Consider the following 13,037-nt stretch of genomic DNA (forward strand, 5'->3'; position numbering starts at 1 on the left):
TTATCAGGCGGCGGCGGCAGCCTTCTTTCGGCCGCTGGTCGGGATGTCCTTGAACGCCACGTCCTTGTCGACGCGGATGTCGCCCGGAAGCCCCAGCACGCGTTCGCCGATGATGTTGCGCAGGATCTCGTCCGAGCCGCCTTCGATGCGGGTGGCGGGCGAGCGCATCAGGATCGCCTGGAAGCGGCCATCGTGCGGGCCGTCCTTCTCCCAGATCACGCCCGACTGGCCCTGCAGATCAAGCGCGAACATCGCGAGGTCCTGCATGGTGGCGCCGGCGACGAGCTTGCCGATCGAGTTTTCCGGCCCCGGCGTTTCGCCCTTCGACAGCGCGGTGATGGCACGCATGCCGGTGTACTTGAGGCCCATCTCGCGCACCGCGAACTGCGCGAGCTTCGAGCGCACGTTCGAATCCTGCACCGCCGGCTTGCCGTCCACTTCGACGTCCATGCACAGCGACAGCAGCTGCGGGAACCCGGTCGACATGCCCGCGCCAATCGACAGGCGCTCGTTCATCAGCGTGGTCAGCGAGACTTCCCAGCCCTGGCCGACCGCGCCGAGGCGCTGGCTGTCGGGGATGCGCACGTCGGTGAAGTAGACTTCGTTGAACGAGGACTGGCCGTTCGCCTGCTTGATCGGGCGGACCTCGACCCCCGGCGACTTCATCGACAGGAAGAACATGGTCAGCCCCTTGTGCTTGGGCACGTCGGGGTCGGTGCGGGCGATCAGCAGGCCCCAGTCGGAGTTCTGCGCGCCGCTGGTCCAGATCTTCTGGCCGTTGACGATCCAGTCGCCCGAACCGTCCTCGGCCTTGACCGCGCGGGTGCGCAGCCCGGCAAGGTCCGAGCCGCTGGCGGGTTCGGAGAACAGCTGGCACCACACTTCCTCGCCCGAGGCGAGCGGGGGCAGCATGCGGCGCCTGGTCTCTTCATCGGCCCAGGCCATCACCGTCGGGCCGCACATGCCCTGGCCGATCGTGAACAGGCCGCCGAGCGCGCGGAAGATGCCCTCTTCCTGGTTCCAGATCACGCGTTCCATCGGCGTGCGGTTGCCGCCGCCGTATTCCTTGGGCCAGTGCAGGCAGGCCCAGCCGGCCTCGGCCTTCTTCTTCTGCCAGGCCTTGCACGCCTGGATCGGGTCCTCGCTGGTGATGCCCATGTCGCCGAAGTTGGCGCGCTTCAATTGGTCCTCGAGGTGCTTGGGGGCGTTGGCGTCGATCCAGCTGCGCACTTCGGCGCGGAAGGCGGCTTCTTGCGGGGTATCTTCGAAGTCCATCATTGCTCTCCGAATGAAAGGGGTCAGGCGGCGGCAGCGACGTTGCCGGTGGTCATGCGGTCGACAAGCATGTCCTCCCAGGTCGAGACCGAACCGAGCGCGAGCGCGAGGGCGTTGGCGCGGCGATAGAACAGGTGGCAGTCGTACTCGAACGTGAAGCCCATGCCGCCGTGCACCTGGATGTTGTTCTTGGCGCAGTGCTGGAAGGCCTGGCTCGCCGAAACGCGCGCGGTGGCGGCGGCGACCGGCAGCTCCGATGCGCCGGAAGCGAGCGCCCAGGCGCCGTAGTAGCAGTTCGAGCGCGCGAGCGTCGCCGAAACGTACATGTCGGCCAGCATGTGCTTGATCGCCTGGAACGAGCCGATCGGCCGGCCGAACGCCATGCGCTCCAGCGCATAGTCGCGCGCCATTTCCAGCGCGCGGTCGGCGCCGCCCAGCTGCTCGTAGGCCATCAGGATCGCCGCGCGGTCCATCACCTGCGTCGCGATGTGCCAGCCATCGCCTTCGCCGCCGAGCAGTTCGGCCGGCGCGCCGCTGAACGTCAGCACCGCCTGCCCACGGCTCGGGTCGATCGAACCCAGCGTCCGGCGCTCGACGCCCGGGCCGTTGAGATCGACGACGTAGAGCGAGACAGCGCCGCTGTCCGACTTGGCGGCGACAATGGCGACATCGGCGCAGTCGCCATCGGCGACCGGGCTCTTGGTGCCGGTGAGCTTGCCGCCCGAAACGCTGGCCTTGATCTTTTCAGGCCCCATGCGCCCTTCGCCTTCGTTCAGCGCGAAGGCGCCGATCGCTTCGCCGGCGGCGAGCTTGGGCAGCCAGGCTTCCTTCTGCGCCTGCGATCCCGCCTGGAGCAGGAATTCGGCGGCGAGGTAGATCGACGAGGCGACCGGCACCGGCGCGATCACGCGCCCCAGTTCCTCGGCCACCACGCACAGGTCGAGGTGCGACAGGCCGACGCCGCCGAATTCCTCCGGGATCGCCGCGCCGAGCACGCCCAGTTCGGCGAGGCCCTTGTAGAGATCCTTGTCGTAGCTCGCATCGCTGGTCAGCACGGCGCGCATCTGCGCCACGCCGCCACGGTCCTCGAGGAACCGCCGCACCTGGTCCTTGAGCGCCTTCTGCTCGTCGGAGAAATCGAGATTCATGCCGCCACTCCCATGGGCAATGTTCTTGAGCCTTGCGCGGAATCGCGCTGGGCCACATCCGCGACGCTGCGACATCTGCCTTAATTGATCAATTAAAAAATGCGCTGGGGACAGATGGCCCTCCGGGAATCGGGGCAGATGACAGCATGGCGGCGCGCTGCTAACGCGCGCGGCATGACCGACCTCGCGCTGATCCGCAATTTCTCCATCATTGCCCACATCGACCACGGCAAGTCCACGCTGGCCGACCGCCTGATCCAGTACACCGGCGGCCTGACCGAGCGCGAGATGAGCGCGCAGGTGCTCGACAACATGGACATCGAGAAGGAGCGCGGGATCACCATCAAGGCGCAGACCGTCCGCCTGAACTACAAGGCCAAGGACGGGCTGACCTACGAGCTCAACCTGATGGACACCCCCGGCCACGTCGACTTCGCCTACGAAGTCAGCCGCAGCCTCGCCGCCTGCGAGGGCGCGCTGCTGGTGGTCGACGCCGCGCAAGGGGTCGAGGCGCAGACGCTCGCCAACGTCTACCAGTCGATCGAGCACGACCACGAGATCGTGCCGGTGATCAACAAGATCGATCTGCCCGCGGCCGAGCCGGAGAAGGTCAAGGACGAGATCGAGGAAGTGATCGGCCTCGACGCGAGCCAGGCGGTGCTGACCAGCGCCAAGTCCGGCATCGGCATCGAGGATGTGCTCGACGCCGTGGTGGAGCGCATTCCGCCGCCCAAGGGCGATCGCGCCGCGCCGCTCAAGGCCATGCTGGTCGACTCATGGTACGATCCCTATCTCGGCGTCGTCATCCTTGTCCGCGTGGTCGATGGCGTGATCAAGAAGGGCTTGCAGGTCAAGTTCATGGCCGGCGGCACCGAGCACCTGATCGATCGCGTCGGCTGCTTCACGCCCAAGCGCGAGGACCTGCCCGAGCTGGGCCCCGGCGAGATCGGCTTCATCACCGCGCAGATCAAGGAGGTCGAAACCGCCAAGGTCGGCGACACGATCACCACGGTGAAGGGTGGCGCGCTCGAGGCGCTGCCGGGCTACAAGGAAGTGCAGCCCGTGGTGTTCTGCGGCCTGTTCCCGGTCGACGCCGCCGACTTCGACAAGCTGCGCGAGAGCATCGCCAAGCTGCGCCTGAACGACGCCAGCTTCAGCTTCGAGATGGAAAGCAGCGCGGCGCTGGGCTTCGGCTTCCGCTGCGGGTTCCTGGGGCTCCTCCACCTGGAAATCATCCAGGAGCGCCTCAGCCGCGAATACGACCTCGACCTCATCACCACGAGCCCCTCGGTCGTCTATCGCATCCAGCTGCGCGCCAGCAAGACCGACGACGCGCGCGAGATCCTGCTGCACAACCCGGCCGACTATCCCGATCCCAACCGGATCGAGCAGATCGACGAGCCGTGGATCAAGGCGACGATCTACACGCCCGACGAATACCTCGGCTCGATCCTCAAGCTCTGCCAGGACCGGCGCGGCATCCAGACCGGCCTGACCTATGTCGGCGGCCGCGCGCAGGTGAACTATGAATTGCCGCTCAACGAAGTGGTGTTCGACTTCTACGACCGCCTCAAGTCGATCAGCCGCGGCTATGCGAGCTTCGACTACGAGCAGATCGGCCTGCGCGAGGGCGACCTCGTCAAGATGAGCATCCTCGTCAACAACGAGCCGGTCGACGCGCTGTCGATGATCGTCCACCGCGCCGTCGCCGAGGAACGCGGTCGCGGCATGTGCGAACGCTTGAAGGACCTGATCCCGCGCCACCTGTTCAAAATCCCGATCCAGGCGGCGATCGGCGGCAAGGTCATCGCCCGCGAAACCATCGCCGCGCTGCGCAAGGACGTCACCGCCAAGTGCTATGGCGGCGACATCACCCGCAAGAAGAAGCTTCTGGAAAAGCAGAAGAAGGGCAAGGCCCGCATGCGCGAATACGGCAACGTCCAGATCCCGCAGGAAGCCTTCATCGCCGCGCTGCGGATGGGTGAGGAATGATCCGCTCATCGGGAGCGTGAGCGAGCCCGGCGCAGGCTTTGCATGCGCCGGGGCGTCGCGCCCCTTGAACCCGCTCCAATCGTCCCTATCTACGCTACTGCTAACAGTCGCATACTGACGGTCTTTCGGCGCTTTGCGGCTGCTGCGTTTCCTTCACTCCCTGCCCTTGCAGCAAGAGGATCGCCGACTCTCGGCCGTCCGCCAATCGAAGGAACGCATCATGAGTTCGACCATCACCGGCACCGTCAAGTTCTTCAACGCCGACAAGGGCTATGGCTTCATCGCCCCTGAAACCGGCGGGCAGGACGCTTTCGTCCACATCTCGGCCGTCGAGCGCGCAGGCCTCGCAACGCTGAGCCAGAACGAGCGCGTGAGCTACGAACTGGCAACCGACCAGCGCGGCAAGACCAGCGCGGTCAACCTGCAGTCGCAAGGCTGACCTGAAGGGGCGGACGCCGCGTGGCATCCGCACCCGAATGCAAAAATGGGGCTGCTCCATCTCGGAGCAGCCCCTTTTTCGTAGGTCTATCAAGTTCAGCGCGAGCGCGCGCGTGCCTCGTCGTGCCGCAGGAAGGCGAAGCGAGGCACTGGCCCGGACATGATCGCCTTCTTGAAATGCGCGCGTGCGTCGTCGGCGCCCTCGATCGTCAGACAGACGAGATGGGTTCCCCCCGACGGAAGCGTCTCCATCGCGCTTACCTTGATCTTGCGCGCGTCGCAGCGGCTGCGCACTTCCTGTTCAGGAAGCGCAAGGTTGATGGCTCTCGTGATCACGTGTCTCTCCGGAATAGGCATCGGGGGATGCGGGAAAGTTGCGCTGGCGCGGGCTTCATGCGAGCATGCCGGGGCCAGCGGCGCACCATTCCGGCCAGCCGGTTGCGCCCAGGTCTTCGCGAAGCCGGTCGATACGACGCTGGTAATGGCGAACGAGGTCAAACCCGGCGCTACAGCGGGCAGGGGTCTCTTCGCTCTTCCGCAGGATCGCGACCTGCTGCTGATAGAGAAGATGGTTGAGGTCCACGGGCGTGCTCCTAACATGCGGGAGCGCGCGGGGTCTCTCAGCCGCCTGGATGCATGAAGGCGCAGGCGATGGTCCGGATGTGGGGTCCGCCGGACGCGATTACAAGGGGTGTGGCAAGGCTCCGCGAATTGCGCGTTCAAAGACTGCCGGTGGCGGCCGGCGTGGTCGCTCCCGTCGCGGCCGTGTTGGGGCCTTGCGTGGCCGGCACGGCGGTATCGCTTGCACCTGTGCTGCCGCCCGGCGCGCCGTCGCCCACGCTGCTGCCTATGCCCTGGTTTTCCGGCACGTCCTGCTGCGTCCCGCCGCCGCCGCCGCTGTCACAGGCCGAGAGGGCCAGCGCGGCGAGGATGGGCAAAGCCCCGGCCGGGAGAGTCTTGAATTGCATCGGGTCGGTCCTCGTGCTGGTTGCAGGTGCAGCGTACGGGCGGCGCCCCGGTTCCGTGCCCGCGGCCAGGGCGCCATTCCAGCGCGACGGGTGCCTTGGGCGCGGCTCATGCGTTGATGAGCATATTGCATTGGCGCAGCCGCGCGGATTGGCCTAGCGGCAGCGATCCCGCCGACCGACCTTCAGGGGCAGCGGCCAAGGAAGGTGTTGCATCGGCGCGTGCGGCGGCGGAAGGGCATCGGCGAAGTGAAACGGGGTAATCAATGATCGAACCGCGCCAGTTCCGCGACGTGCTGGGATCCTATCCAACCGGGGTCTGCGTGATCACCGCGCTTGGCGAGGACGGCGCACGCCATGGGCTGGTCGTCGGCTCGTTCACCTCGATCTCGCTCGACCCGCCGCTGGTCGGGTTCTTTCCCGACAAGCGTTCGACCACCTGGGCCCGCATCGAGGCGACGGGGCGCTTCTGCGTCAACGTGCTCGGCGCCGACCAGATCGGCCTGTGCCGCCGCTTCGCCGCGCGCAGCGACGACAAGTTTGCCGAACTCGCGCACGGGCACAGCCCGGCCGGCCTGCCGCTGCTCGACGATGCGGTGGCGTGGATCGACTGCGCGATCGAGCGCGTCGTCGGGATCGGCGATCACTGGCTGGTGGTCGGCGCCGTCGAGGCGCTGGGGCACCGCGAGGGCGGGGCGCCGCTGCTGTTCTTCCGCGGCGGTTACCACGACCTGTCCCGGCTCGAGGGCTGAGGCCTGGCCCGGCCAGCCGTCGACCGGCCTGCGTATTTTTTCCTGTTTGACCTCGATCAAGGCGCGTTTGCCGCACCTGCGCGAGTAAGCAGGCGTCGACAGGACGAGGGGCCCGATGGCCCGTCCTCCTCTCGCCGATTTCTCCCCAACTCGGGCGGCCAGGTCCTGGCCGCCCGATTTTTTTGCGCCGTCGCCACGTGCGATGACATTGTGACCGCTGCATGATTTTGATACGCGATCGGACCATGTCGTCTTGCGATACCTGTGTCGTCCGCAACCGGGCGATCTGCGCCGGCCTGGACAACCAGGAGATCGCCGCGTTGAGCGCGATGGGCCGTCGCCGCGCGGTCGCCGCGGGCGAACCGCTGATCTGGGAGGACGACGACTCGCTGCTCGTCGCCAACGTCATCGAAGGCGTGCTCAAGCTGACCACCTCGACCGAGGACGGACGCGAGCAGATCGTCGGCGTCGCCTATCCGTCGGACTTCATCGGCCGCCCGTTCGGCCAGACCAGCAAGGCGAGCGTGGTCGCGCTCACCGATGCGCGGGTCTGCGTCTTCGCCCGCAACGACTTCGACCGCTACGCGCGCGAACACCCCGAACTCGAGCACAAGCTGCTTGAGCGCACGCTCGCCGAACTCGACCGGACGCGCGCATGGATGATGCTGCTCGGCCGCAAGACCGCGCCCGAGAAGATCGCGACCTTCCTGCTCGAGATGAGCGAGCGGCTGAGCGAGACCGGCTGCGCGGTCAAGCTCGGCCCGGCGCGGCGCTTCTCCTTGCCGTTCAGCCGCCAGCAGGTCGCCGACGTGCTCGGCCTGACGATCGAGACGGTCAGCCGCCAATTCACCAAGCTGAAGAACGAGGGCGTGATCGAACTGCCCTCGCGCCGCGAGGTCGAGATCCTCGACCGCCCCGCGCTGGTGGCGCTGGCGGGCTAGGCTGCCGCGACCGCCACCCGCTGGTCGACGTAGCGGGCAAAGCCGAAGGCGGTGAGGAAGGCGACGTCGGCGGCATCGCGGCCGACGCCGATGATCGCCGTCTCGTCGCACCGGGCCATGCCGGTGGCGTCGACGATGTGCCATGCGCCTTCGAGCCAGACTTGCGCCACGGCGTGGAAGTCCTGTGGCTTGACCCCGGCGGCATAGACGCTGGCGAACCGCGCCGGCAGACCAGCGGCGCGCGCCAGCGTGACCATCAGGTGGGCGTAGTCGCGGCAGACGCCCTGGCGCGTGACGAAGGTGTCGGTGGCGCAGGTGCCGCTGTTGCTGACCCCGGCGACGTAGTCGAGGTGGCCGGCGATCCAGTCGCGGATCGCGAGCACGCCCGCGCCGTTGCCGATCTCGCCGAAGGTGCGCAGCGCAAAGGCCTGGAACCGGTCGGACGGGCAATAGCGCGAGGGCATCAGGTAGGGGATCGTCTCGCCGGGCAGGTCGCGGTGCGCGACGGCCGCGAGCGGGGCGAGGTCGATGCCGGCGCGGGTGATCTCGACGCTGGCGCGATAGTTGACGCGCATCCGGCCCGAGCGGTGCAGCCAGATCCGCTCGCCCACGCCGTCGAGCGCCGCGACGCGCACGCCATCGGCAAGGTCGAGGCTGCTTTCGACGATGGTCTGGTCGGGCAGCGGCGCGGCTTCGATCTGGAGCAGGACGTCGGCCGGCTCGTCGAACTGGTAGTCGAGCAGGACGTCGATCGAAAGCTGGCGCGGCAAGGGTTGCTCCTGGGTCCCGGGGATGGTGCAGGGGCAACCGCCATGGCAGGCGAAGGTTTCGCTTTCGAGAGCGGCGGGGACGTGATGCCCCGAAAAATTAAGCGGGCGGGCCGTGCAGGAGTGATCCCAGAACCCCGGCAGACCCGCCCGCCGATCCCCGCTCCCGCCCAGATTTGGGGAAGGGCGGGAACGGGGAAAGCGAGATCAGAAGCGGTAGCTTACCCCGGCGCTGAGCACCCAGGGATCGAGCTTGTGCTTGGTTTCCAGCGCCAGCGTGCCGTTGTCGTAGAACTTGGCGGTCGGCTTGATGAAGTACTTCTTGGCGTCGAGCGAGAGGCCGAAGCCCTTGTCGCCCAGCGCGATGTCGACGCCGCCCTGCAGCGCTACGCCGAGCGAATTGCTCATCTTCACCTTGTCGACGCCGAGCGCCTTCGCGGTGTCGCCGGGCTTTTCGCCGAACACGAAGAACAGGGCGGGGCCGGCGCCGACGTAGGGCTTGATCGGCCCGAGCGGCAGGTGCGCCTTGGCGGTGACCGTGGCGGGCAGGATCAGCACGTGGTCGACGAGGTGGCCCGCGCCGGCAAGGCCCTTGTCGCCTTCGACATGGTGGCCGGTGAAGCAGCAGATCGTCTCGACCGAGACGTTGGGGCTGAAGAAATACTCGACCGCGAGCGTGGGCACGACGTTGTCGTTGGCGCGGGTGTCGGGGCCGGTCACGGCGGCGAGCGTCGAGCCCAGCGTGGTCGTCGTGTCGATCGACTTGATCTCGTCGATCTTGCCGTCGGGCAGCACGGCGGTGCCGAGCACCTTGACCTGCCACTTGCCGTCGGCCGAGCCGGCGTGCGCGGCGACCGGGGCGACCAGCGCGGTGGTGGCGAGGGCCGCCGCCAGGGCGACGTGCGGGGCGACGCTGAAGAACTTGTTCATGGTCATCATGTCCTGCGACCGCGGGTGGCCTGCCCCTCGCAGGCCTGTATTTCGGCCTCGCGGTGTGAGACGCTGATGCTGCGGGAGCGAATCGCAAGCATTGACGAAGCGCAAAAATAACGGGGCGCGTCGACTGACTTGTCGAACAATCTGATTCTCCGCAATTTTGACGTTCGTCAATGTTCTGCCTTCCCTCCCGTCGCACGGGCACTGTCACATCATGCATGGAAGGGAAGGGTCCATGGTCTCGTTAGTGACGCGCAGCGGCGTCTGGCTCGCTGTACTTTTTTTCACCGTCATCGCAGTCGCGCTCGCCAAGGATGCGCCCTTTGCGATCCACATGACCATCTGCGCTTTCGCCGCGCTGATCGGCCTCGTCGTCTCGCTGCGCCAGGCCGACGTCGATGCGCTGGTGCGCGGCGCGCTGCGGATGCCCGACCAGGGCCGCTATGACGACGACCCGATCCGCTGGGGGGTCATCGCCACGGTGTTCTGGGGCATGGCCGGGTTCCTCGCCGGGCTCTACATCGCGCTCGAACTGACCTGGCCGCAGCTCAACCTCGGGCTCGAATGGATCAACTTCGGCCGCCTGCGCCCGTTGCACACCAGCGCGGTCATCTTCGCGTTCGGAGGCAATGCGCTGATCGCGACGTCCTACTACGTCGTCCAGCGCACCTGCCGGGCGAGGCTGGCCTTCCCCGGCCTCGCCCGTTTCGTCTTCTGGGGCTACCAGCTGTTCATCGTGCTCGCGGCCACCGGCTACCTGCTCGGCGTGACGCAGGGCAAGGAATATGCCGAGCCCGAATGGTACGTCGACCTGTGGCTGACGATCGTCTGGGTCGCCTACCTCGCGGTCTTCGTCGGCACGATCCTCAAGCGCACCGAACCGCACATCTACGTCGCCAACTGGTTCTACCTCTCGTTCATCCTGACCGTGGCGATGCTCCACCTGGTCAACAACACCGCGGTGCCGGTCAGCTTCTTCGGCTCGCACTCGATCTCGGTGTTCGGCGGGGTGCAGGGCGCGCTGGTGCAGTGGTGGTACGGCCACAACGCGGTGGGCTTCTTCCTCACCGCCGGCTTCCTCGCGATGATGTACTACTTCGTGCCCAAGCAGGCCGAGCGCCCGATCTACAGCTATCGCCTGTCGATCATCCACTTCTGGGCGCTGATCTTCCTCTACATCTGGGCGGGTCCGCACCATCTCCATTACACCGCGCTGCCCGACTGGGCGCAGACGCTGGGCATGGTCTTTTCGGTCATGCTGTGGATGCCGAGCTGGGGCGGCATGATCAACGGCCTGATGACGCTCAACGGCGCCTGGGACAAGATCCGCACCGACCCGATCATCCGCATGTACGTGATGAGCCTCGCCTTCTACGGCATGAGCACGTTCGAAGGCCCGATGATGTCGATCAAGAGCGTCAATTCGCTCTCGCACTACACCGACTGGACCATCGGCCACGTGCATTCGGGCGCGCTCGGCTGGAACGGCATGGTGACCTTCGCCACGCTCTACTACCTCGCGCCGCGCCTGTGGAACCGCGAGCGGCTCTACAGCCTGCGCCTGGTCAACTGGCACTTCTGGCTCGCGACCACCGGCATCGTGTTCTACGCCGCGAGCATGTGGGTGGCGGGCATCACCCAGGGCCTGATGTGGCGCGAATACGGGCCGGACGGCTACCTCGTGAACTCGTTCGCCGAGACCGTCGCCGCGCTCCACCCGATGTATGCGCTGCGCGCCTTCGGCGGGCTGCTCTACCTCGCCGGCGCCAGCATCATGGCCTACAACATCACCCGCACGATCCTCGGCTCGCCGCTGCGCGAAGAAAAGCCGATGACCGAGACCCCCTACGACGCGAACCGCGACGTGCCGCTCGTCGGCGCCGCCACCGCAGCCCCGGCCGCGGCCGCGGTCCACGCCTGACGCTCAGGGGAAGGAGACGAACAATGGCATTCTCCATCATGGAGCGTCACAAGAAGCTCGAACGCAACGTCACCCTGCTCGGCGTGCTCGCCTTTGCCGCGGTGACCGTCGGCGGCATCGTCGAGATCGCGCCCCTGTTCTGGATCGACAACACCATCGAGAAGGTCCAGGGGATGCGGCCCTACACCCCGCTCGAGCAGGCGGGCCGCGACATCTACATCCGCGAAGGCTGCTACGTCTGCCACAGCCAGATGATCCGTCCGTTCCGCGACGAGGTCGAGCGCTACGGCCACTACAGCCTCGCCGCGGAATCGATGTACGACCATCCGTTCCAGTGGGGCTCGAAGCGCACCGGGCCGGACCTTGCGCGCGTGGGCGGCAAGTATTCGGACGAGTGGCACGTCCAGCACCTCAAGGACCCGCGCTCGGTCGTGCCGGAATCGATCATGCCGACCTACCAGTTCCTCGCCGAGAAGGAGCTGAACGCGGGCGACATGACCGCCGAGCTGCAGGCGCTCTACCGCGTCGGGGTGCCTTATTCGAAGGCCGACATCGCCAAGGCCAACGACGACCTCAAGGCCCAGGCCGATCCCGAGGCCGATACCGCCGACCTCAGGAAGCGCTATCCCAAGGCTCAGGCGCGCGACTTCGACGGCGATCCCAAGCGCCTGACCGAGATGGATGCGCTGGTCGCCTATCTCCAGGTGCTGGGCACGATGGTCGACGTCAATGCGCCCGCCGCGCAGGAGGATTTGGCCAAGGAGAAGGGACGATGAGCCTCTTCGCCCTCTCCACCCACTCCACCTACGACATGCTGCGCCACCTCGCGGACAGCTGGGGCCTGCTCGCGATGGGGATCGTGTTCGTCGGCCTGTGCCTCTGGCCGTTCCGGCCCGGCGCACGCGACGCGAACACGCAGGCGGCGACCTCGATCTTCAAGGATGAGAACGATGGCCAATAAGCGCATCGACGACGCCACGGGCGTCGAAACCGTCGGCCACGAATGGGACGGCATCGAGGAATTGAACAATCCGCTGCCGCGCTGGTGGCTGTGGACGTTCTACGCCACCATCGTCTTCGCGGTGGCCTATTGCGTGGTCTACCCGGCGATCCCGGGCCTGCACAAGGCCAGCGCCGGCACCTTCGGCTGGTCGAGCCGCGGCGCGCTGGCGCACGAGATGAAGGAGGCCGACGCCGCCCGCGCCGGCATCCGCGCCGAGATCGCCGCGACGCCGGTCGAGCAGCTCGCCGGCAACGAGAAGCTGCTGCGCGCCTCGATCGAAGGCGGCCGCGCCGCGTTCAAGGTCAACTGCGTGCAGTGCCACGGCGCGGGCGCGGCGGGGGCGAAAGGCTATCCCAACCTCAACGACGACGACTGGCTGTGGGGCGGCGACATTGCCACGATCCACCAGACGCTGGTCCACGGCATCCGCCAGCCCGGCGACGATGCCACGCGGATGAGCCAGATGCCCGCCTTCGGGCGCGACGGCATCCTCACCGCAGCGCAAGTGCAGGACGTGGTCAGCCACGTCCGCGTGATCAGCGGGCAGGAAAAGCCCTCCGGTTCCTCGCAGCGCGGCGCGGCCATCTTCGCCGCCAACTGCGCGGTGTGTCACGGCGCCGGTGGCGAGGGCGGCCGAACCGTCGGCGCGCCGCGTCTGAACGATGCGATCTGGCTCTATGGCGGCGACCGCGCGACGCTGACCGAGACGGTGACCAACGCCCGCTACGGCGTGATGCCCGCCTGGGGCAGCCGGCTCGATCCGGTGACGGTCAAGATGCTCGCCGCCTACGTCCATTCGCTCGGCGGTGGCGAAAAGGCGCGAGCCCCGGCCGCGGCGCCCGCACCGGCAGCTTCGGCGGCAGCCAAATGATCGGGCGCGGCCGCCGGACCCGGGCAGC

Annotated in this window: 15 protein-coding genes; 8 read left to right on the plus strand and 7 right to left on the minus strand. The window is 67.1% G+C overall.

Annotated features, from left to right (window positions below; all coding sequences use genetic code 11):
• Positions 1-3: 3 nt before the first annotated feature.
• Positions 4-1,275 carry an acyl-CoA dehydrogenase gene (locus tag K3A85_RS12725; protein ID WP_225206899.1) on the minus strand — a complete coding sequence of 424 codons (1,272 nt, stop codon included), beginning with the start codon at positions 1,273-1,275 and terminating at the stop codon, positions 4-6.
• 23 nt (positions 1,276-1,298) lie between these two features.
• Positions 1,299-2,423, minus strand: a complete 1,125-nt coding sequence (locus tag K3A85_RS12730; RefSeq protein WP_225206900.1) for an acyl-CoA dehydrogenase family protein — start codon at positions 2,421-2,423, stop codon at positions 1,299-1,301.
• A gap of 174 nt (positions 2,424-2,597) precedes the next feature.
• Here K3A85_RS12730 and lepA point away from each other — a divergent pair, with 174 nt between their 5' ends.
• Together lepA and K3A85_RS12740 are read left to right on the plus strand one after the other, a co-directional pair.
• Positions 2,598-4,415, plus strand: coding sequence for a translation elongation factor 4 (gene lepA, locus K3A85_RS12735; protein WP_225206901.1), 1,818 nt, complete (start codon positions 2,598-2,600; stop codon positions 4,413-4,415).
• A gap of 220 nt (positions 4,416-4,635) precedes the next feature.
• Positions 4,636-4,854 (plus strand): cold-shock protein, encoded by a 219-nt coding sequence (locus K3A85_RS12740; protein WP_225206902.1) that lies wholly within the window; start codon positions 4,636-4,638, stop codon positions 4,852-4,854.
• Positions 4,855-4,949: 95 nt separating this feature from the next.
• Here K3A85_RS12740 and K3A85_RS12745 read toward each other — a convergent pair whose 3' ends face one another.
• The 3 genes from K3A85_RS12745 to K3A85_RS12755 form a co-directional block, all read right to left on the minus strand.
• Positions 4,950-5,189, minus strand: a complete 240-nt coding sequence (locus tag K3A85_RS12745) for a hypothetical protein (RefSeq protein WP_225206903.1) — start codon at positions 5,187-5,189, stop codon at positions 4,950-4,952.
• 55 nt (positions 5,190-5,244) lie between these two features.
• Positions 5,245-5,436 (minus strand): hypothetical protein, encoded by a 192-nt coding sequence (locus K3A85_RS12750; RefSeq protein WP_225206904.1) that lies wholly within the window; start codon positions 5,434-5,436, stop codon positions 5,245-5,247.
• A 136-nt stretch (positions 5,437-5,572) separates the two neighbouring features.
• Positions 5,573-5,821: a hypothetical protein gene (locus K3A85_RS12755; protein ID WP_225206905.1), complete on the minus strand. Its 249-nt coding sequence runs from the start codon at positions 5,819-5,821 to the stop codon at positions 5,573-5,575.
• Positions 5,822-6,084: 263 nt separating this feature from the next.
• On the opposite strand from K3A85_RS12755, the gene K3A85_RS12760 reads away from it, so the two are divergent.
• Positions 6,085-6,570: a flavin reductase family protein gene (locus K3A85_RS12760; RefSeq protein ID WP_225206906.1), complete on the plus strand. Its 486-nt coding sequence runs from the start codon at positions 6,085-6,087 to the stop codon at positions 6,568-6,570.
• Positions 6,571-6,815: 245 nt separating this feature from the next.
• Positions 6,816-7,511, plus strand: coding sequence for a Crp/Fnr family transcriptional regulator (locus tag K3A85_RS12765; protein WP_225206907.1), 696 nt, complete (start codon positions 6,816-6,818; stop codon positions 7,509-7,511).
• Here K3A85_RS12765 and K3A85_RS12770 read toward each other — a convergent pair.
• Together K3A85_RS12770 and K3A85_RS12775 are read right to left on the minus strand one after the other, a co-directional pair.
• The gene (locus tag K3A85_RS12770) at positions 7,508-8,281 is read right to left on the minus strand and encodes a transglutaminase-like domain-containing protein (RefSeq protein WP_225206908.1); all 774 of its coding nucleotides are present in this window, start codon (positions 8,279-8,281) and stop codon (positions 7,508-7,510) included. The two genes, K3A85_RS12765 and K3A85_RS12770, sit on opposite strands and share 4 nt — an antisense overlap.
• A 204-nt stretch (positions 8,282-8,485) precedes the next feature.
• Positions 8,486-9,208 (minus strand): OmpW/AlkL family protein, encoded by a 723-nt coding sequence (locus tag K3A85_RS12775; protein ID WP_225206909.1) that lies wholly within the window; start codon positions 9,206-9,208, stop codon positions 8,486-8,488.
• A 241-nt stretch (positions 9,209-9,449) separates the two neighbouring features.
• On the opposite strand from K3A85_RS12775, the gene ccoN reads away from it, so the two are divergent.
• From ccoN to ccoP, 4 genes are read left to right on the plus strand one after another with little or no spacing between them, the layout of a single operon-like run.
• A complete protein-coding gene (gene ccoN / locus K3A85_RS12780) occupies positions 9,450-11,135 on the plus strand; it encodes a cytochrome-c oxidase, cbb3-type subunit I (RefSeq protein WP_225206910.1) in 1,686 nt (561 codons plus the stop codon).
• Positions 11,136-11,158: 23 nt separating this feature from the next.
• Complete coding sequence (gene ccoO, locus K3A85_RS12785; protein ID WP_225206911.1) at positions 11,159-11,911, plus strand: cytochrome-c oxidase, cbb3-type subunit II; 753 nt, start codon at positions 11,159-11,161, stop codon at positions 11,909-11,911.
• Positions 11,908-12,096, plus strand: coding sequence for a cbb3-type cytochrome c oxidase subunit 3 (locus tag K3A85_RS12790; RefSeq protein WP_225206912.1), 189 nt, complete (start codon positions 11,908-11,910; stop codon positions 12,094-12,096). Before ccoO ends, K3A85_RS12790 begins: the two co-directional genes overlap by 4 nt.
• Positions 12,086-13,009 (plus strand): cytochrome-c oxidase, cbb3-type subunit III, encoded by a 924-nt coding sequence (gene ccoP / locus K3A85_RS12795; protein ID WP_225206913.1) that lies wholly within the window; start codon positions 12,086-12,088, stop codon positions 13,007-13,009. The genes K3A85_RS12790 and ccoP overlap by 11 nt, the downstream gene beginning before the upstream one ends.
• Positions 13,010-13,037 lie beyond the last annotated feature (28 nt).

The organism is Novosphingobium huizhouense (assembly GCF_020179475.1).
GTDB lineage: Bacteria > Pseudomonadota > Alphaproteobacteria > Sphingomonadales > Sphingomonadaceae > Novosphingobium > Novosphingobium huizhouense.